Source organism: Serratia sp. YC16, assembly GCF_009707615.1.
GTDB classification, from domain to species: Bacteria; Pseudomonadota; Gammaproteobacteria; order Enterobacterales; family Enterobacteriaceae; genus Serratia; species Serratia surfactantfaciens.
In genome coordinates this window covers 115,096-135,064 of sequence record NZ_WLYN01000007.1, presented here as the reverse complement: position 1 = coordinate 135,064, position 19,969 = coordinate 115,096, and the positions used below count along the sequence as shown (strand labels likewise).

At 62.4% G+C, this 19,969-nt stretch carries 16 protein-coding genes; 11 read left to right on the top strand and 5 right to left on the bottom strand.

Annotation, left to right across the window (positions count from 1 at the left end; all coding sequences use genetic code 11):
• The first annotated feature begins 54 nt into the window (after nt 1-54).
• Nucleotides 55-408 (top strand): DNA-binding protein, encoded by a 354-nt coding sequence (locus tag GKN89_RS18850; RefSeq protein WP_025159567.1) that lies wholly within the window; start codon nt 55-57, stop codon nt 406-408.
• Nucleotides 409-416: 8 nt separating this feature from the next.
• Here GKN89_RS18850 and alkA read toward each other — a convergent pair whose 3' ends face one another.
• A complete protein-coding gene (gene alkA / locus GKN89_RS18845) occupies nt 417-1,907 on the bottom strand; it encodes a DNA-3-methyladenine glycosylase 2 (protein ID WP_154747538.1) in 1,491 nt (496 codons plus the stop codon).
• 164 nt (nt 1,908-2,071) lie between these two features.
• Here alkA and yegD point away from each other — a divergent pair, with 164 nt between their 5' ends.
• Together yegD and GKN89_RS18835 are read left to right on the top strand one after the other, a co-directional pair.
• Nucleotides 2,072-3,424, top strand: a complete 1,353-nt coding sequence (yegD, locus tag GKN89_RS18840) for a molecular chaperone (protein ID WP_019452412.1) — start codon at nt 2,072-2,074, stop codon at nt 3,422-3,424.
• 51 nt (nt 3,425-3,475) lie between these two features.
• Nucleotides 3,476-4,042, top strand: a complete 567-nt coding sequence (locus GKN89_RS18835) for a GNAT family N-acetyltransferase (protein WP_154747537.1) — start codon at nt 3,476-3,478, stop codon at nt 4,040-4,042.
• On the opposite strand, the gene GKN89_RS18830 is transcribed toward GKN89_RS18835, so the two are convergent.
• Nucleotides 4,039-4,656, bottom strand: a complete 618-nt coding sequence (locus tag GKN89_RS18830; protein WP_154747536.1) for a pyridoxamine 5'-phosphate oxidase family protein — start codon at nt 4,654-4,656, stop codon at nt 4,039-4,041. The two genes, GKN89_RS18835 and GKN89_RS18830, sit on opposite strands and share 4 nt — an antisense overlap.
• 68 nt (nt 4,657-4,724) lie before the next feature.
• Complete coding sequence (locus GKN89_RS18825; protein WP_154747535.1) at nt 4,725-5,678, bottom strand: aldo/keto reductase; 954 nt, start codon at nt 5,676-5,678, stop codon at nt 4,725-4,727.
• Between the two features lie 273 nt (nt 5,679-5,951).
• On the opposite strand from GKN89_RS18825, the gene GKN89_RS18820 reads away from it, so the two are divergent.
• The 6 genes from GKN89_RS18820 to baeR are packed head-to-tail and all read left to right on the top strand — an operon-like array spanning nt 5,952 to nt 16,925.
• A complete protein-coding gene (locus GKN89_RS18820; protein ID WP_154747534.1) occupies nt 5,952-7,193 on the top strand; it encodes an MdtA/MuxA family multidrug efflux RND transporter periplasmic adaptor subunit in 1,242 nt (413 codons plus the stop codon).
• Nucleotides 7,193-10,312: an MdtB/MuxB family multidrug efflux RND transporter permease subunit gene (locus GKN89_RS18815; RefSeq protein WP_154747533.1), complete on the top strand. Its 3,120-nt coding sequence runs from the start codon at nt 7,193-7,195 to the stop codon at nt 10,310-10,312. The genes GKN89_RS18820 and GKN89_RS18815 overlap by 1 nt, the downstream gene beginning before the upstream one ends.
• The gene (gene mdtC, locus GKN89_RS18810; RefSeq protein ID WP_019452406.1) at nt 10,309-13,389 is read left to right on the top strand and encodes a multidrug efflux RND transporter permease subunit MdtC; all 3,081 of its coding nucleotides are present in this window, start codon (nt 10,309-10,311) and stop codon (nt 13,387-13,389) included. The genes GKN89_RS18815 and mdtC overlap by 4 nt, the downstream gene beginning before the upstream one ends.
• Before the next feature lie 10 nt (nt 13,390-13,399).
• Complete coding sequence (gene mdtD / locus GKN89_RS18805; protein ID WP_154747532.1) at nt 13,400-14,830, top strand: multidrug transporter subunit MdtD; 1,431 nt, start codon at nt 13,400-13,402, stop codon at nt 14,828-14,830.
• Entirely contained in the window at nt 14,827-16,209 is a 1,383-nt protein-coding gene (gene baeS, locus GKN89_RS18800; RefSeq protein WP_019452404.1) for a two-component system sensor histidine kinase BaeS, read from the top strand. Before mdtD ends, baeS begins: the two co-directional genes overlap by 4 nt.
• A complete protein-coding gene (gene baeR, locus GKN89_RS18795; protein WP_019452403.1) occupies nt 16,209-16,925 on the top strand; it encodes a two-component system response regulator BaeR in 717 nt (238 codons plus the stop codon). Before baeS ends, baeR begins: the two co-directional genes overlap by 1 nt.
• Before the next feature lie 7 nt (nt 16,926-16,932).
• On the opposite strand, the gene GKN89_RS18790 is transcribed toward baeR, so the two are convergent.
• Nucleotides 16,933-17,322 (bottom strand): type II toxin-antitoxin system VapC family toxin, encoded by a 390-nt coding sequence (locus tag GKN89_RS18790; RefSeq protein ID WP_025159565.1) that lies wholly within the window; start codon nt 17,320-17,322, stop codon nt 16,933-16,935.
• 3 nt (nt 17,323-17,325) lie between these two features.
• Entirely contained in the window at nt 17,326-17,589 is a 264-nt protein-coding gene (locus tag GKN89_RS18785; RefSeq protein ID WP_019452401.1) for an antitoxin, read from the bottom strand.
• A 338-nt stretch (nt 17,590-17,927) separates the two neighbouring features.
• Between GKN89_RS18785 and GKN89_RS18780 the strand changes: the two genes are divergently transcribed.
• Together GKN89_RS18780 and yegQ are read left to right on the top strand one after the other, a co-directional pair.
• A complete protein-coding gene (locus tag GKN89_RS18780; protein WP_033644064.1) occupies nt 17,928-18,266 on the top strand; it encodes a YegP family protein in 339 nt (112 codons plus the stop codon).
• A 179-nt stretch (nt 18,267-18,445) separates the two neighbouring features.
• Nucleotides 18,446-19,798 carry a tRNA 5-hydroxyuridine modification protein YegQ gene (gene yegQ, locus GKN89_RS18775; RefSeq protein ID WP_025159564.1) on the top strand — a complete coding sequence of 451 codons (1,353 nt, stop codon included), beginning with the start codon at nt 18,446-18,448 and terminating at the stop codon, nt 19,796-19,798.
• Nucleotides 19,799-19,969: the final 171 nt, after the last annotated feature.

Here is a 19,969-nt window from a genome sequence, read left to right as displayed (position 1 = left end):
ATCGGCGTATTCGTTGATTTACCTCGACATGTGATGGCTCAGAGACAAGGGACTATGGAAAAGAAATGGTTTTCCGCCAGGGAACTGATGGGTAAGGCGGGGTTGCCCTCAACCCCGCAAGGGGTCAATCTGATGGCCCGGCGCGAAGGCTGGGTCAGTCGCCGCCGCAGCGGCGTACAGGGCAAAGCGCTGGAATACCATATCGACAGCCTGCCGTTCAGCGCGCGCAGCCTGTCGGCCTTGCGCGAAGCCGACCATCCGGACTACGACGTCAAACGCCAGGATCCGGTGCGGGTCTGGATCGAGTATTACTACCACCTGACGCCGGCCGAGCGGGAAAAGCTGCTGGCGTTCCTGATGCGTGAAGGCATGAGCCGCCTGCTGCAGCTGATCGACGCCCCTCGCTAGCCCCGCCTTCAGCGCTCCCCTTCCGGCGCCCATGCGTCGTTGTGCCACAGATGCAGCGTGGCGTAAGAACGCCACGGGCGCCAGCGTTCGGCGTAACGTTCAATCTGGCGCGGCGTCATGCCGGGGAAACGCTGTTTGATCAGGTAGTCACCGGCCAGGAACACGTCAGGCCACGACCAGGCGCGCATCGCGATATAGCTGGCGGTCCAGCCGCCGATGCCCGGCAACGCGGTCAACGCCTTGATCCCCTGTTCAATATCCAGCACGTTATCGAGCTGCAACCGCCCTTCGCCCAACGCCCGAGCGATCTCGATCAGCGCCGCCGCACGCTTTAACTGTACGCCTAGCGGGCGCAGCGCTTCGGGCTGCAGCTGTGCCACCCGTTCGGCGGAAGGGAAGACATGGGTGATGCCCTCATGCGGCGTGTCCAGGGCTTCTCCCCAACGTTCGGCCATTCGTCCGGCGAAGGTCGCCGCCATTTTCACGCTGACCAATTGTCCCAACACCGCACGCACCGCCTGCTCGAAACTGTTCACGCAGCCCGGCAGACGCAGCCCCGGCGCATCGGCCGCCAGCGAGCCCAGCGCCTCATTGATGCGGTCCGGCGCGGCGTCCAGGTCGAACAGCAAGCGCACGCGGCGCAGCACCTCTGTCGTCACCAAACTGAGCGCCGGCGCGATCTCGACCCTGACCCGGTTGCGTTCTTCTTCCGGCTGCACGCTGACCCAACCGCGGTGTTCCGTGCCGCCCTGGCTGACGGCGATCGAGCGCAGATAGCGGCGCCCTGCTACTCGTTCCACGCCCTGCACGGCGCGCGCCTGCAAGAAGTTCAGCATGCGATCCCAATCATAGGGCGGCCGATAGCCCAGGTGAAACACCAGCCCGCTGGCGGCGGCCCGTTCACCGCGCGCGCCGCCGCTGCGCAGCGCCGACGGAATCAGGCGATAGCGCGCCTTGAACAGCTCATTGAAACGCCGCAGGCTGCCGAAACCGGCGGCGAACGCCACTTCGCTGAGCGGCAGGTCGGTATCCGCCAACAGGCGTTTGGCCTGCAGCAGCCGGTGCGACTGGGCGTAATCGATCGGCGAAGCGCCAAACTGTTCGGCGAAGATGCGCCGCAGGTGGCGATCGGAAATACCCAGCCGCGCCGCCAGCGCTTCGCAACTGTGCTCGGACAAATAGCCCTGCTCGATGAGCTGTACCGCCACCTGCGCATAACGGTTGCCCAGATCGATCAGCGCCAGGCCGGGCGCCAGCTCTGGCCGGCATTTAAGGCAGGGGCGAAACCCCGCCAGCTCGGCCGCGGCCGCGCTCGGATAAAAGGTGCAGTTTTCCATCTTCGGTGTGCGGGCGCTGCACACCGGGCGGCAATAAATGCCGGTGGAGGAAACGCCGACAAAAAAGCGGCCGTCGAATTTTCGGTCACGCGCGCGCAGCGCGTCGTACAACGCTTGCTGTTGAGTATTCATGGCAACGCTCGGGTTCGGTTTTTTCTGCATTATGGGACTCGGCTGACGCGCTGACGTGCGGAATTCGGACATTAAGTTAAGCATGCCGCCGCCGCGCCCGCTAAATTTTTCGACACTCGCGCATCGGCGCATTGCCCGCCGGCCCCGTCTCGGGTAAAGTCGCCCCCCTTCATTGGCATGGGGACTAAAAAGAGATGTTTATTGGATTCGATTACGGGACGGCCAACTGTTCCGTTGCAGTGATGCGCGACCACGGCCCCGAGCTGCTGACGCTGGAGAACAACGCGCCGTATCTGCCTTCGATGCTGTGCGCACCGACCCGCGAAGCGGTGAGCGAATGCCTGCACCGCCATTGGCAGGTGCCGACCGGCAGCGAAGAAAACCAGCAGCTGCTGCGCCGCGCCATCAGTTACAACCGCGAAGAAGACATTCCGGTCGGCAGCGACAGCGTGCTGTTCGGCCTGCAGGCGCTGGCGCACTACATGGAAGATCCGGAAGAGGTGTACTTCGTGCGCTCGCCGAAGTCCTTCCTCGGCGCCAACGGCCTGAAGCCGCAGCAGATCGCGCTGTTCGAAGATCTGGTGTGCGCCATGATGTTCCACATCAAACGCCAGGCGGAAAACGTGCTGCAAACCGGCATCGATCAGGCGGTGATCGGCCGGCCGATCAACTTCCAGGGCATCGGCGGCGAAGAGGCCAACCGGCAGGCGCAGGGCATTTTGCAGCGCGCCGCCGAACGCGCCGGTTTCAAGGAGATTGAATTCCAGTTCGAGCCGGTGGCGGCGGGATTGGACTTCGAAGCGACGCTGAGCGAAGAGCAAACCGTGCTGGTGGTGGACATCGGCGGCGGCACCACCGACTGCTCGGTGCTGCTGATGGGGCCACAGTGGCGCGACCGCGCCGATCGCCAACAAAGCCTGCTGGGCCACAGCGGCTGCCGGGTCGGCGGTAACGATCTGGACATCATGCTGGCCTTCAAACAGCTGATGCCGCTGTTTGGCCTCGGCGGCGAAACCGGGAAAGGCATCGCCTTGCCGGCGCTGCCTTACTGGAACGCGGTGGCGACCAACGACGTGCCGGCGCAAAACGACTTCTACAGCGCAGCCAACGGCCGTGTGCTGCGCGATCTGATCCTCGACGCGGCGGAGCCGGAAAAGGTCAAACGCCTGCTGAAAGTGTACCAGCAGCGCCTGAGCTACCGACTGGTGCGTGCGGCCGAAGAGAGTAAGATAGCGTTGTCCGGCCAAACGGCCATCAGCGCGCCGCTCGGCTTCGTGCAGGCCGATCTGGCGGAAAGCATCAGCCAGGATCAGCTCGCCGACGCCATCTCGCAGCCGTTGATGCGCATTCAAGAGCAGGTCAGCGCCGCGTTGGCCAGCAGCCAGACCGCGCCGCAGGTGATCTACCTGACCGGCGGCAGCGCGCGTTCGCCGCTGCTGCGCGCCGCGCTGCAACAGCAGCTGCCGGGCATTCCGATCGTCGGCGGCAACGACTTCGGCTCGGTCACCGCCGGGCTGGCACGCTGGGCGCAAACGCTGTTCCGTTGACAGCCCAAGGGCGCGACTCGCCGCGCCCTCGTTCATTGGAGGCTATGCATCATGTCACCCCTTCTTACCCTCGACAGCGCCAGACTGCGGCTACGCCCCTGGCGCGACGACGATCTGCCGGCCTTCGCCGCGCTGAATGCCGATCCACAAGTGATGCGCTATTTCCCGGCGACGATGACGGCCGAGGAAAGCCGCGCGCAGGCCGAGCGCCTCCGCGCCGCCATGCAACAACAGGGCTGGGGGCTATGGGCGGTGGAAGTGAAAGGCGGCGCATCCTTTATCGGGTTTGTCGGCCTGGCGGTGCCGGGCGACGATCTGCCTTGCTCCCCCTGCGTGGAGATCGGCTGGCGGTTGGCGGCGGCCCACTGGGGCAACGGCTACGCCGCTGAAGCGGCGCGCGCCGCGCTGGAGTGCGCCTTCGGCACGCTGCACCTGCCGGAAGTGGTGTCCTTCACCGCCGAAGATAACCAGCCGTCGCGCCGGGTGATGACGCGCATCGGCATGCAGTTCGACGGCGAAACCTTCCTGCACCCGCGCCTGCCGGCGGGCCATCCGCTACAGAAGCATGTTTTATACCGGCTAAGCCGGCAAACATGGCGCGCACGCCACGGCGATTAATACAGCGTATCCTTCAGCCGCTGCGGCAACGCGCTGTCATACTCCTCGCCGTCGAAGCGCGTTTGGCTGACCGCGGCCAAAATATGGCCGGGGCTGGGCAACGCCGAACGTTCGAGGCGGCTGCCCTCTTCCCATAATCCTGAACGCAGGATCGCCCGACTGCACTGGAAAAATACCGCTTCGACACGAATACGCAGCACCGAACGCGGCAGCTGGTTGCGGTAGGCAAAGCGCTGCAGCACCGCCGGCGCGACCACAATCTCCGCCCGCCCGTTAATCCGCAGCGTTTCGCCGATGCCGGGGATCAGCAGCAGCAGCGCCACCCGATTGTCGTGCAGGATATTGCGCAGGCTATCGATGCGGTTATTGCCGCGCCGGTCCGGCAGCAGCAGGGTATTCTCGTCTTCGATATGAATAAAACCGGCCGGATCGCCGCGCGGGGAGACATCCATGCCGTCCGGCCCAACCGTCGAGAGGGCGGCAAACGGCGCCGCCTCGATAAATGGACGGTACGCCGGGTGGATATAGCTGACTTCTTTAAAAACCGAGGGCGCGCCGGGTTTGCCGTACAGCTGTTCCAGCGTCGCGAGGTCGTTGATGGTATCACCAGTCATTGCGGTTTCCTGAATGGGCCATGTTGACCCATTCAGCATAGAGCAAAATCGCCGCCGGGTAATGCGCCTTACCAGGCGCTGGCGAGGTTCAGCACCTGGATATCCTCCGCATCCAGCGTCAGGCGGGTGGCGCTGACCAATTCATCCAGCTGTTGCAGCGAGGTCGCGCTGACGATCGGCGCGGTGACGCTTGGGCGCGCGATCAGCCAGGCCAACGAGACCTGCGCCGGCGAGGTGCCGTGTTTGCTCGCCACCTGATCCAGCGCCGCCAGAATGCGGAAACCACGCGGGTTAAGGTAGCGCTCGACAATGCGATCGCCGCGCTGGCTTTTACCTTCGTCCTCTTTACTGCGGTATTTGCCGGTCAGGAAGCCGCTGGCCAGCGCAAAGAAGTTGATCACCCCCAGCCCGTGGCGCTGCGCCACGCCCTCCAGCTCGGCCTCATAGCCTTCGCGCGCATACAGGTTATATTCCGGCTGCAGGGTTTCATAACGTGCCAGCCCGTGGCTTTCGCTCACCCGCAGCGCTTCTTCCAGACGATCCGCCTGATAGTTGGAAGCGCCGATCGCCCGCACCTTACCGGCCTTGATCAGCGCATCGAACGCCGCCAGCGTCTCTTCCAGCGGCGTATCGCGGTCATCGTCGTGCGATTGGTAAAGGTCGATATAATCGGTTTGCAGACGGCGCAGCGAGTCTTCCACCGCCTGCCGAATATAGCGCGGCGACAGCCCCTGCTTACCCTCACCCATCGGTTTGCCCACCTTGGTGGCGATGATCACCTGGTCGCGCTTGCCGCTCTTCTTCAACCATTCGCCGATGACGGTTTCCGATTCACCGCCCCGATTGCCCGGCGCCCAGCTGGAATAGACGTCGGCGGTATCGATAAAGTTAAGCTGATTTTCCACCAGCGCATCCAACAGGCTGAAAGAGGTCGCCTGATCCGCCGTCCAGCCGAATACGTTGCCGCCGAAGGTCAACGCCGGCACATGAATGCCCGAACGGCCCAGTTGTTTCTTGCTCATGATAGAGGCTCCATGGAGTTGAATGATTTACTGGTTAATTATTAGCTTTAAAAATAAAAAGCCGTTAAAACTCATTGGCTATAAGCAAAAACCCAACGCTTATAAACATAGCAGGCGACAATCGTTAACTTATTCGGAAAATGCTGACGGTTCCTCCTTATTTCCTTCATTTTTATGCCGCTTTGACTGGCTAAACTAGTATTCTGTAAGGAGTGTCATTTTTGTGGCAATGCGTGCGCACACGCTTGTCCTCTGGAGAGAATTTTCGCCGCCATGAAAGCAAAACCCCAACGTCGTTCCCTGATGCTGCGCCTGCTGGTTGCCGCCATCGCGGTCATCGCTGCCGTACTGATTTGGCGCCACTTCAACGCCGCACCGCCGGCGGCTGAAACGCCGACGGCCGCTCACCATGCCGGTGGAGCCAAAGGAGCGGCTGCCGGTGGCAAACGGCGCGGCAATCTGTCGCCGGTTCAGGTGGCCACGGCCACTCAGCAATCGGTGCCGAGCTATCTGATCGGGCTGGGCACTGTCACCGCCGCCAACACCGTTACCGTCACCAGCCGGGTCGACGGCCAATTGATGGCCCTGCACTTCACCGAAGGGCAGCAGGTGAAGGCCGGCGATCTGCTGGCGGAGATCGATCCCCGTCCGTTCCAGGTGCAGCTGACGCAGGCCCAGGGGCAGTTGGCGAAAGACCAGGCGACGCTGGCCAACGCCAGGCGCGATCTGGCGCGCTATCAGCAACTGGTGAAAACCAACCTGGTTTCCCGCCAGGAACTGGATACCCAGGTCTCGCTGGTGCAGCAGACCGAAGGATCGATCAAGGCCGATCAGGGCGCGGTGGACAGCGCGCAGCTGCAGCTGACCTACAGCAAAATCATCGCCCCAATCTCCGGCCGCGTAGGCCTCAAGCAGGTCGATATGGGCAACTACATCACCAGCGGTTCTACGGCCATCGTGGTGATCACGCAGACGCACCCGATCGAGGTGGTGTTCACCCTGCCGGAAAGCAACATCAGCGACATCATGAAAGCGCAGAAAGCCGGGCCGGTCAGCGTCGAGGCCTGGGGGCGCACCAACAAGACCCTGCTGGCGCAGGGCAACCTGCTGAGTCTGGATAACCAGATAGACACCACCACCGGCACCATCAAGCTGAAGGCGCAGTACGCCAACCAGGACGATGCGCTGTTCCCCAACCAGTTCGTCAATGCGCGGCTGAAGGTCGCCACGCTGCAAAACGCCATCGTGGTGCCGACCGCCGCCGTGCAGATGGGCAACGAAGGCAACTTCGTCTGGACGATGGACGACGAGAATAAAGTCAGCAAACGCCTGGTCACCGTCGGCATTGAAGACAGCCAAAACGTGGTGATCGCCAGCGGCCTGAACGCCGGGCAGCGCGTGGTAACCGACGGCATCGATCAACTGACGGAGGGGATGAAGGTTGAGGTGGTGACGCCGCAAACCAAAGCGGCCGACGGCAACGCCGCGCCGCACGCCAAGCGGGAGAAAGCCTGATGCAGGTGATGACGCCGAACCCCGGCGGCGGCCCGTCCCGCCTGTTTATTCTGCGCCCGGTCGCCACCACGCTGCTGATGGTGGCGATCCTGCTGGCGGGGATTATCGGCTACCGCGCGCTGCCGGTGTCCGCCCTGCCGGAAGTAGACTACCCGACCATTCAGGTGGTGACGCTGTACCCCGGCGCCAGCCCGGACGTGGTGACCTCCGCCATCACCGCGCCGTTGGAGCGCCAGTTCGGCCAGATGTCCGGCCTCAAGCAGATGCTGTCGCAAAACTCCGGCGGCGCCTCGGTGATCACCCTGCAGTTCCAACTGGCGCTGTCGCTGGATATCGCCGAGCAGGAAGTGCAGGCGGCGATCAACTCCGCCACCAACCTGCTGCCGACCGATTTGCCCTACCCGCCAATCTACAGCAAGGTTAACCCCGCCGATCCACCGATCCTGACGCTGGCCGTCACCTCTACCGCCCTGCCGATGACGCAGGTGGAAGACATGGTGGAAACCCGCGTGGCGCAGAAAATCTCCCAGGTGACCGGCGTCGGCCTGGTCACCCTTTCCGGCGGCCAGCGCCCGGCGGTGCGCGTAAAACTCAATGCGCCGGCGATGGCGGCCAACGGGCTCGACAGCGAAACCGTGCGCACCGCCATCACGGCCGCCAACGTCAACTCCGCCAAAGGCAGCCTGGACGGCCCGACCCGTTCGGTTACCCTGTCCGCCAACGATCAGATGAAGTCCGCCGATGAGTACCGGCGGCTGATCGTCGCCTATAAAAACGGCGCGCCGATCCGCCTGCAGGACATCGCCACCGTCGAGCAAGGGGCGGAAAACACCCGGCTCGCGGCCTGGGCTAACAAGCAGCCGGCGATCGTGCTGAACATCCAACGCCAACCCGGCGTCAACGTCATCACTACCGCCGACAGCATCCGTGAGATGCTGCCGACGCTGATTAAAAGCCTGCCCAAGTCGGTCGACGTCAAGGTGTTGACCGACCGCACCACCACTATTCGTGCCTCGGTCAGCGACGTGCAGTTCGAGCTGCTGCTGGCGATCGCGCTGGTGGTGATGGTGATCTACGTGTTCCTGCGCAACGTGCCGGCAACCATTATCCCCAGCGTGGCGGTGCCGCTGTCGCTGGTTGGCACCTTCGCCGCCATGTACTTCCTCGGTTTCTCGATCAACAACCTGACGCTGATGGCGCTGACCATCGCCACCGGCTTTGTGGTGGACGACGCCATCGTGGTGATCGAGAACATCTCACGCTACATCGAGAAAGGCGAAAAACCGCTCGACGCCGCACTGAAGGGAGCCGGCGAAATCGGCTTCACCATCATCTCGCTGACCTTCTCGCTGGTGGCGGTGCTGATCCCGCTGCTGTTCATGGGCGACATCGTTGGCCGCCTGTTCCGCGAGTTCGCCGTGACGCTGGCGGTGGCGATTCTGATCTCCGCCGTGGTGTCGCTGACGCTGACGCCGATGATGTGCGCCCGCCTGTTGAACCATGAGTCGCTGCGCAAGCAAAACCGTTTCTCCGCCGCCTCAGAACGCTTCTTCGAGCGCGTGATCGCCGGCTACGGCCGCTGGCTGAAAGTGGTGCTCGCCCACCAGTGGCTGACGCTGTGCGTAGCGTTGAGCACCCTGGCCATCACCGTGCTGCTCTACCTGTTCATCCCCAAAGGCTTCTTCCCGATTCAGGACAACGGCCTGATCCAGGGCACGCTGGAAGCGCCGCAGTCGGTGTCGTTCAGCAAAATGGCGGTGCTGCAACAACAGGTCGCCGCCCAGGTGTTGGAGGATCCGGCGGTGGAGAGCCTGACCTCGTTTATCGGCGTCGACGGCACCAACGCCGCGCTCAACAGCGGCCGGCTGCAGATCAACCTGAAACCGCTGAGCGAACGCAGCGACAGCCTGCAAACCATCATCGATCGAATGCAGGAAAAAGCGGCGGCGCTGCCCGGCCTGAAACTCTATCTGCAGCCGGTGCAGGATCTGACCATCGATACCCAGGTCAGCCGCACGCAGTACCAGTTCACCCTGCAGGCGATGTCCCTCGAGCAGCTCAGCCAATGGGTGCCGCAACTGGTCGATGAACTGCGGCAAACCCCCGAACTGCAGGACGTTAGCAGCGACTGGCAGGATCAGGGGCTGGAAGCTTACATCAACGTCGATCGCGACTCGGCTTCGCGCCTCGGCATCCAGATGAGCGACGTGGACAGCGCGCTGTACAACGCCTTCGGCCAGCGCCTGATCTCCACCATCTACACCCAGGCCAACCAGTATCGCGTGGTGCTGGAACATGACGTGCAGGCGACGCCAGGGCTGGCGGCGCTGAACGATATCCGTCTCACCAGCAGCAGCGGCGCCGTGGTGCCGCTCAATACCATCGCCAAAATCGAGCAGCGCAACGGGCCGCTGGCGATCAATCACCTCGATCAGTTCCCGGCGACCACCGTCTCCTTCAACGTGGCGGAGGGCTACTCGCTGGAAGAAGCGGTCAACGCCATCACCCAGGTCGAGAAAAACCTGGCGATGCCGAAAGACATCACCACCAAGTTCCAGGGTGCTACCCTGGCCTTCCAGGCCGCGCTCGGCAGCACGCTGTGGCTGATCCTGGCGGCGGTGGTGGCGATGTATATCGTGCTCGGCGTGCTGTATGAAAGCTTCATCCATCCGGTCACCATTCTCTCCACCCTGCCGACCGCCGGGGTCGGCGCGCTGCTGGCGCTGATGCTGGCGGGCAGCGAGCTGGACGTGATCGCCATCATCGGCATCATCCTGCTGATCGGCATCGTGAAGAAAAACGCCATCATGATGATCGACTTCGCCCTGGCCGCCGAACGCGAGCAGGGTATGAAGCCCTATGACGCCATCTATCAGGCCTGCCTGCTGCGCTTCCGGCCGATTCTGATGACCACGCTGGCCGCCCTGCTCGGCGCGCTGCCGCTGATGCTCAGCACCGGCGTCGGCGCGGAGCTGCGCCGGCCGCTCGGCATCTGTATGGTCGGCGGCCTGATCATGAGCCAGATCCTGACGCTGTTCACCACCCCGGTGATCTACCTGCTGTTCGATAAACTGGCGCGCAATACCCACGCCAAAGAAGAAGCGCGGGAGACACCGTGAAATTCTTCTCGCTGTTTATCTTCCGGCCGGTGGCCACCACCCTGTTGACGCTGGCGATCGCGCTGGCCGGCGCGCTGGGCTTCAGCCTGCTGCCCGTCGCGCCGCTGCCGCAGGTGGATTACCCGGTGATCTCCGTCACCGCCACCCTGCCGGGCGCCGATCCGGAAACCATGGCGACCTCGGTCGCCACCCCGCTGGAGCGCGCGCTCAGCCGCATCGCTGGGGTCAACGAAATGACCTCGATGAGCTCGCTCGGCAGCACCCGGGTGATCCTGCAGTTCGATCTCAGCCGCGACATCAACGGTGCCGCGCGCGACGTGCAGGCGGCGATCAACGCCGCGCAAAGCCTGCTGCCTTCCGGCATGCCGAGCCGCCCAACCTATCGGCAGATGAACCCGTCGGACGCGCCGATCATGATCCTGACGCTCACTTCCGACACCTACAGCCAGGGCCAGCTTTACGACTTCGCCTCCACCCAGCTGGCGCAGAAGATCGCCCAGACCGAGGGCGTCGGCGACGTCACCGTCGGCGGCAGTTCGCTGCCGGCGGTGCGGGTGGAGCTGAATCCTTCCGCGCTGTTTAACCAGGGCGTGTCGCTGGACAGCGTGCGCCAGGCTATCAGCAACGCTAACCTGCGCACGCCGCTCGGCTCGACCGAAAGCCAGGACAAGCGCTGGCAGATCCAGAGCAACGATCAGATCAAAAAGGCCGAAGGCTACAAGCCGCTGATCGTGCATTACAACAACGGTTCCGCCGTCCGGCTGAGCGACGTCGCCAACGTCATCGACTCGGTGCAGGACGTGCGCAACGCCGGGATGACCAACGCCCAACCGGCGATCCTGCTGGTGGTCAGCCGTTCGCCGGACGCCAACATCATCGCCACCGTCGATCGCATCCGCGCCGAGCTGCCCGACCTGCAGGCCAGCATTCCGGCCTCGATCAAACTGAACATCGCGCAGGATCGCTCGCCGACCATTCGCGCTTCGCTGGCGGAAGTGGAGCAGTCGCTGGTCATCGCCATCGCGCTGGTGATCCTGGTGGTGTTCGCCTTCCTGCGTTCCGGCCGCGCTACGCTGATCCCCGCCGTCGCCGTGCCGGTGTCGCTGATCGGCACCTTCGCCGCCATGTACCTGTGCGGTTTCAGCCTCAACAACCTGTCGCTGATGGCGCTGACCATCGCCACCGGCTTTGTGGTGGACGACGCCATCGTGGTGCTGGAAAACATTTCCCGCCACGTGGAGGCCGGCATCAAACCGCTGCAGGCGGCGCTGCAGGGGATACGCGAGGTCGGCTTTACCGTGCTTTCGATGAGCATGTCGCTGGTAGCAGTGTTCATTCCTCTGCTGCTGATGGAGGGGCTGCCGGGGCGTTTGTTCCGCGAGTTCGCCGTCACCCTGTCGGTGTCGATCGGGCTGTCGCTGATCATCTCGCTGACGCTGACGCCGATGATGTGCGCCTACCTGCTGCGCCCGCAGCCTGAACGCGCGCAGCAGCGCGTGCGCGGCTTCGGCAAGCTGTTGATGAAACTGCAGCAGGGCTACGGCCGCTCGCTGCACTGGGTGCTCGACCACGCTCGCTGGGTGCTGGCGATCCTGCTGGCGACGGTGGCGCTCAACGTCTGGCTGTACATCAGCATCCCGAAAACGTTCTTCCCGGAGCAGGATACCGGCCGTCTGATGGGCTCCATTCAGGCCGATCAGAGTATCTCGTTCCAGGCGATGCGCCAAAAACTGCAGGACTTTATGACCATCGTGCGCGACGATCCGGCGGTGGATAACGTCACCGGCTTCACCGGCGGTTCGCGCACCAACAGCGGTTCGATGTTCATCGCGCTTAAACCGCTGTCCGAACGCAAAGAGAGCGCGCAGCAGGTGATCGCCCGCCTGCGCGCCAAGCTGGCGAAAGAGCCCGGCGCCAGCCTGTTCCTGATGGCGGTGCAGGATATCCGCGTCGGCGGCCGGCAGGCCAACGCCAGCTATCAGTACACGCTGCTGTCGGACGATTTGAGCGCCCTGCGCACCTGGGAGCCGAAAATCCGCACCGCGCTGGCCGCCCTGCCGGAGCTGGCGGACGTCAACTCGGATCAGCAGGATAAAGGCTCGGAGATGGATCTGATTTACGACCGCGACACCATGTCCCGCCTCGGCATTTCGGTGTCGGACGCCAACAACCTGTTGAACAACGCCTTCGGCCAGCGGCAGATCTCCACCATCTATCAACCGCTCAACCAATACAAGGTGGTGATGGAAGTGGCGCCGCCCTACACCCAGGACGTGAGTTCGCTGGACAAAATGTTCATCATCAACAGCGAAGGCAAGGCGATACCGCTCTCCTACTTCGCGCACTGGCAGCCGGCCAACACGCCGCTGGCGGTCAACCACCAGGGGCTGTCCGCCGCCTCCACCATCTCCTTCAACCTGCCGCTCGGAGCCAGCCTGGGCGACGCCACCGACGCCGTCACCCGCGCCATGACCCAGCTCGGCGTGCCGCCCACGGTGCGCGGCGCCTTCGCCGGCACCGCCCAGGTGTTCCAGGACACCCTGAAATCGCAGGTGATCCTGATCCTGGCGGCGATCGCCACGGTGTATATCGTGCTCGGCGTGCTGTACGAGAGCTATATCCACCCGCTGACCATCCTCTCCACGCTGCCTTCCGCGGGCGTGGGGGCGCTGCTGGCGCTCGAACTGTTCAGCGCGCCGTTCAGCCTGATCGCGCTGATCGGCATCATGCTGCTGATCGGCATCGTGAAGAAAAACGCCATCATGATGGTCGACTTCGCGCTCGAGGCGCAGCGCAACGGCGGCATCAGCGCCCGCGAGGCGATTTTCCAGGCCAGCCTGCTGCGTTTCCGGCCGATCATGATGACGACGCTGGCGGCACTGTTCGGCGCGCTGCCGCTGGTGCTGGCCAGCGGTGACGGCGCGGAGCTGCGCCAGCCGCTCGGCATCACCATCGCCGGCGGCCTGGTGATGAGCCAGCTGCTGACGCTGTACACCACGCCGGTGGTCTATCTTTACTTCGACCGACTGCAGGCGAAGTTCCGCCGTAACAAGCAACTGGCCCCGCTGCCGCACTAATGGCCGACCGATGCTGATGAAACACACCGCCACGGTACGCTGGCAACTCTGGATAGTGGCGTTCGGCTTCTTTATGCAGACGCTGGATACCACTATCGTCAACACCGCCCTGCCCTCGATGGCCGCCAGCCTGGGGGAGAACCCGCTGCGCATGCAGTCGGTGATCGTCTCCTATGTGCTGACGGTGGCGGTGACGCTGCCGGCCAGCGGCTGGCTGGCGGACAAGGTCGGCGTACAGCGGGTGTTTTTCAGCGCCATCGTGCTGTTTACCCTCGGCTCCATCCTCTGCGCCCGCTCGGAAACCCTGAACGAACTGATCGCCTCGCGCGTGATTCAGGGCGTCGGCGGCGCAATGATGGTGCCGGTCGGCCGCCTGACGGTGATGAAGATCGTACCGCGCGAGCAGTACATGGCGGCGATGACCTTCGTGACGCTGCCGGGCCAGATCGGCCCGCTGATGGGGCCGGCGCTGGGCGGCTTTCTGGTGCAGTACGCCAGCTGGCACTGGATTTTCCTGATCAATATTCCGGTAGGTATCGTGGGCGCCATCGCCACGCTGCTGCTGATGCCCAACTACCAAATGCAAACCCGGCGTTTCGACCTCAGCGGCTTTATCCTGCTGGCGATCGGCATGGCGTCGCTGACGCTGGCGCTCGATGGCCACAAGGGCATGGGGCTGTCCGACGCCGCCATCGCCGGCCTGGTGGCGCTGGGCGCAGCGGCGCTGTTGGGGTATGTTTGGCATGCCTACGGCAATAGCCGCGCCCTGTTCTCGCTGCGGCTGCTGCGCACCCCGACCTACAAGATCGGGTTGCTGGCCAGCCTGTTGGGGCGCATCGGCAGCGGCATGCTGCCGTTCATGACGCCGCTGTTCCTGCAGGTGGGCATGGGCTTCACGCCGTTCCACGCCGGGCTGATGATGATCCCGATGATCATCGGCAGCATGGGCATGAAGCGCATCGTGGTGCAGGTGGTCAACCGCTTCGGCTATCGCAACGTGCTGGTGGCGGCCACGCTGCTGCTGGCGCTGGTCAGCCTGAGTTTCCTGCTGGCGGCGATGCTCGGCTGGCTGTGGCTGCTGCCGGTGGTGCTGTTCTTCCAGGGGATGGTCAACTCGCTGCGCTTCTCGGCGATGAACACCCTGACGCTGAAAGACCTGCCGGACCGGCTGGCCAGCAGCGGCAACAGCCTGTTGTCGATGGTCATGCAGCTGTCGATGAGCCTTGGCGTCAGCGTCGCCGGCATCTTGATCGGCAGCTTCGCCCATCACCAGGTGGTGGCCGACAGCCCGGCCATCCACAGCGCATTTATCTACAGCTACTGCTGTATGGCGTTGATTATCGCCCTGCCCGCGCTGGCCTTCGCGCGCGTGCCGGCCGATAGCGCGCCCAACCGCACGCTGACCAAAGAGCCGGGTACCGGCTCAACGAGGTTGCAATGAAGATAGGCATTACCGGGAAACTGTTCCTGGCCATTTTCGCTACCTGCATGCTGGTGTTGATCACCATGCATTGGGGGGTGCGCGTCAGCTTTGAACGCGGCTTTATCGATTACATCAAGCACAGCAACGAGCAGCGCATCAACATGCTGAGCGAAGCGCTGGAGGAGCAATACAGCCGCCACGGCAACTGGATATTCCTGCGCAACAACGATCAGGTTATCTACCAGATCATGCGTTCGTTCGAACAGAACAGCGACAGCAGCCACAACCTGCCGCCCAAGGGCTGGCGCACCCAGTTTTGGGTGGTGGACAGCCAGTTCAACCGGCTGGTGGGCCACTCCGGGCCGGTGCCGAAAGAGGGGCCGCGCCACCCGATCCGCTATAACAACACCATCGTCGGCTGGGTGATCACTACCCCGGTCGAACGCCTGACGCGCAACACCGATATCAACTTCGATCGCCAGCAGCGGCGCACCAGCTGGATTATCGTCGCGCTCTCCACCTTGCTGGCGGCGGCGGTGACCTGGCTGCTGTCGCGCGGCATGCTGGCGCCAGTCAAGCGCCTGGTGGCGGGCACTCATCGCCTGGCGGCGGGCGACTTCACCACCCGCGTGACGGTCAGCAGCCAGGATGAGCTGGGCAGGCTGGCGCACGACTTCAACCAGTTAGCCACCTCACTGGAGAAAAATGAGCAGATGCGCCGCGCCTTTATGGCCGACGTGTCGCATGAGCTGCGCACGCCGCTGGCGGTGCTGCGCGGCGAGCTGGAGGCGCTGCAGGACGGCGTGCGCCAGCCGACGCCGGCGTCGCTCAGCTCGCTGCAGGCCGAGGTGTCCACCCTGACCAAACTGGTCGATGACCTGCACCAGCTTTCGCTTTCCGATCTCGGCGCGTTGGCCTATCGCAAGTCGTCGGTAGACTGCGTGCATCTGCTGCAGGTTGCCGTCGCCGCCTTCCGCGAACGCTTCCGCGCCAAAGGGCTGGAAATCGTCACGCATCTGCCGCCCCAGGCGCCGCTGTTCGGCGATCCCGATCGCCTGAACCAGTTGTTCAATAACCTGCTGGAAAACAGCCTGCGCTACACCGACGCCGGCGGCCGGTTGGAAATCAGCGCCGAGCTACAGCCGGGGCGGCTCTTCCTCTACTGGCAGGACAGCGCGCCGGGCATCAGCGATCAGCAACTGACGCGCATTTTCGAACGTTTCTACCGGGCGGAAGGCTCACGCAACCGCGCCAGCGGCGGTTCCGGCTTGGGTCTGGCGATCTGCCACAACATTGTGGAGGCGCACGATGGAAAAATCCGCGCCGAGCATTCGCCTTTAGGCGGCGTGCGCATTACAGTAGAATTTGCTACCCCGATAAAAAATAAGGCGCCCTGATGGACATTCAGAATCAACCTATGCAGATCATGATTGTTGAAGATGAGCCCAAGCTGGGTCAGTTGCTGGTGGATTATCTGCAGGCGGCGGGTTACGCCACCCGCTGGCTGACCAACGGCAGTGAGGTGGTGCCGACCGTGCATCAACATCCGCCGGCGCTGATTTTACTCGATCTGATGCTGCCGGGCGCCGACGGCCTGACGGTATGCCGCGAGCTGCGCCGCTTCAGCGACGTGCCGATCGTGATGGTGACGGCGAAAATCGAAGAGATCGACCGCCTGCTGGGGCTGGAGATCGGCGCCGACGATTACATCTGCAAACCCTACAGCCCGCGCGAGGTAGTGGCGCGGGTGAAAACCATCCTGCGCCGCAGCTATCGGCCGCAGGATAATGCGCGGGAAGATGATCTGCTGCACATCGATGAACCGCGTTTCCAGGCCAGTTATCAGGGGCAGCTGCTGGATCTGACGCCGGCGGAGTTCCGCCTGCTGAAAACCCTGGCCAGCCAACCGGGCAACGTGTTTTCGCGCGAACAGCTGCTGAACAACCTGTATGACGACTATCGGGTAGTCACCGACCGCACCATCGACAGCCACATCAAAAATCTGCGGCGCAAGCTGGAGCTGATCGACGGGGAGAAATCCTTTATCCGCTCGGTATACGGCGTGGGCTACCGCTGGGAAGCCGACCCTTGCCGGCTGGTGAATGGGGTTTAGGGGGAAATCAGCGCGTCCAGTCCTCAACAGCCAATCCGGGCACCATGGCGAATGCGCGATCGTTGGTCACCAGCGTCGCGCCACGGCTCTGCGCATGAGCGGCGATCAGTTGATCCATCGCGCCCATGATTTTCCCCTTTCTCTCCATGTTTGCCCGCATTTCACCGTAACAGCGGGCAGCCTCGCTATCCCATGCATAGACCGTTACCGCGGCAATAAAGGCCTCGACCATGCTTTGCAACGCCTTGTTCCGCCGTTTAGCCACACCGTAAAGCAGTTCCGCCTCCGTGACGCTGGAAATACATACGGCAGAAGGCGGGAGCTTTTCCATGACGTTAAGCACCTGCGGATGCTGCCGAAACAAGTGGCTGACGGTGTTGGTATCAAACATGTACATCGCCTATTCGTCCTCTGAGAATGGATCGCGGTCTGCAACCCCTTGCTGACGATCTTCCGCGCCAAGAAACTCTTGCGGCACAGGCGTTTGGGCGATAATGCTCAGCAGCGGCGCCCAGCTGTCCGGCTTTGCTGGATATTTGGATAAAATCACGTTGCCCTCCCGATCGCGACGGATATAGACACGATCCGTATCAAATTCAAACTCCACCGGTAACCTCACCGCCTGATTTCTGCCGTTTTTAAACAGCTTTGCGATTCTTTCCATCTCGACACCTCCACAGCTGGCATAGGCCAAAGCATATGCCTGTAGCGTGTCGATGCCAAGATGTATCGCTCATTTTTCATCCACATTGACGAAACGGCCAAACACTAACGCACAATTTCACGGGTTGAAACCCTGTTCCCCTCGTTATGCGGTGCACTGCGCAATCACCGCGCCTTTCCTTAGCTTCCCGTGCGGCGGCGGGCTCACCGAATGAAAACTCCGCGCCGGCGCAAAAAAATTGCGCATTTTTTCGACTAAGCTGCGGTGAGGTTTAGCCGCCGATTTTCAAGCGATTGGCTACACTTACATCACGAATCGGAACCTACAGGAGAAGAACCATGGCAATCGGTCATTACGAGCTGAAAAAAGCAAAGAACGGACAGTACCACTTCAACCTGAAAGCCAGTAACGGCGAGATCATTCTGGCCAGCGAGATGTACGCCAGCAAAGCGTCAGCGGAGAACGGCATCGCCTCGGTGCAGACCAATTCGCCGCACGAAGCGCAGTTTGAACTGAAGCACAGCACCAGCAATCAACCCTATTTTGTGCTGAAGGCCAAGAACCATCAGGTGATCGGCGTCAGCGAAATGTACAGCTCCGAAAGCGCGGCCAAAAACGGTATCCAGTCGGTGATAAAAAACGGCCCGACCACCGATATCCGCGATTTGAGCGCCTGATCCCTCCGTTTCGCCCGCGCGGTGGCCGCCATCGCGCGTTTTCCGTTTGACCGGGATCAATCTCCCCTGAATAAATCCGGTTAACTGCTGATTTTTTGCCGCGCCGCCGCTACAATTCCCCGCTTTTACTGCGCCATCAGGTGGCGCGGTACTGACCTGAAATCAGACCGAGACACACTATGTTTACACCGGAACTTCTCTCCCCTGCCGGAACGCTGAAAAACATGCGTTACGCCTTCGCCTACGGCGCCGATGCGGTTTACGCCGGCCAGCCGCGCTACAGCCTGCGGGTGCGCAACAACGAATTCAACCACGAGAATCTGGCGCAGGGCATCAACGAAGCGCACGCGCTGGGCAAAAAATTCTATGTGGTGGTCAACATCGCCCCGCACAACGCCAAGTTGAAAACCTTCCTGCGCGATCTGAAGCCGGTTATCGATATGGGCCCGGATGCGCTGATCATGTCCGATCCCGGCCTTATCATGATGGTGCGCGAAGCCTTCCCGCAGATGGACATCCACCTGTCGGTTCAGGCCAACGCCGTTAACTGGGCGACGGTGAAATTCTGGAAACAAATGGGCCTGACCCGCGTGATCCTGTCGCGCGAACTGTCGCTGGAGGAGATCGCCGAAATCCGCGCCGAAGTGCCTGATATGGAGCTGGAGATCTTCGTCCACGGCGCGCTGTGCATGGCCTATTCCGGCCGCTGCCTGCTGTCCGGCTACATCAACAAGCGCGATCCCAACCAGGGCACCTGCACCAACGCCTGCCGCTGGCAATACAAGGCGGAAGAAGGCAAAGAGGACGACACCGGCAATATCGTGCACCTGCACGAGCCGATCCCGGTACAAACCGTCGAGCCGACGCTGGGCATCGGCGCGCCGACCGATAAGGTGTTCATGCTGTCTGAAGCGCAAAAGCCAGGCGAATATATGAGCGCCTTTGAGGACGAACACGGCACCTACATCATGAACTCCAAGGATCTGCGCGCCATCCAGCACGTGGAGCGTCTAACGCAGCTCGGCGTGCACTCGCTGAAGATTGAAGGCCGCACCAAGTCCTTCTACTACTGCGCGCGCACCGCCCAGGTCTACCGCCGCGCCATCGACGACGCCGCCGCCGGCAAGCCGTTCGATCCGACCCTGCTCACCACGCTGGAAGGCCTGGCGCACCGCGGTTACACCGAGGGCTTCCTGCGCCGCCATGTACACGAAGCGCAGCAGAACTACGAATACGGCTCCTCGCTATCCGAGCGCCAGCAGTTCGTCGGCGAGTTCACCGGCGTGCGCCGCGAAGGGTGGGCGGAAGTCGACGTGAAGAATAAGTTCTCGCTCGGCGACAGCGTCGAGATGATGACGCCGGGCGGCAACGTGCTGTTTACGCTCGAAAGCATGCAAAATAAGAAAGGTGAGCCGATTGAAGTGGCGCCGGGCAACGGCCATATCGTTTATTTGCCGATCCCGCAGGATATCGATCTCAATTATGCTTTGCTGATCCGCAATTTGGCGGAAGAAAATAGCGCCCAGGCATAAAATGAATCGCCACCATACGGTGGCGATTTTTAGCAAATATTAGAATTAGATCACATCAATATGCTCGCAGCTTGGTTACTATCACGCTGCTTAAAACGAACAACGAAAATATTTGCATAGCAATACTAGGAACCACCTCCTTAGCCGGCCCAATCTCCCTTGGGCTGGCTT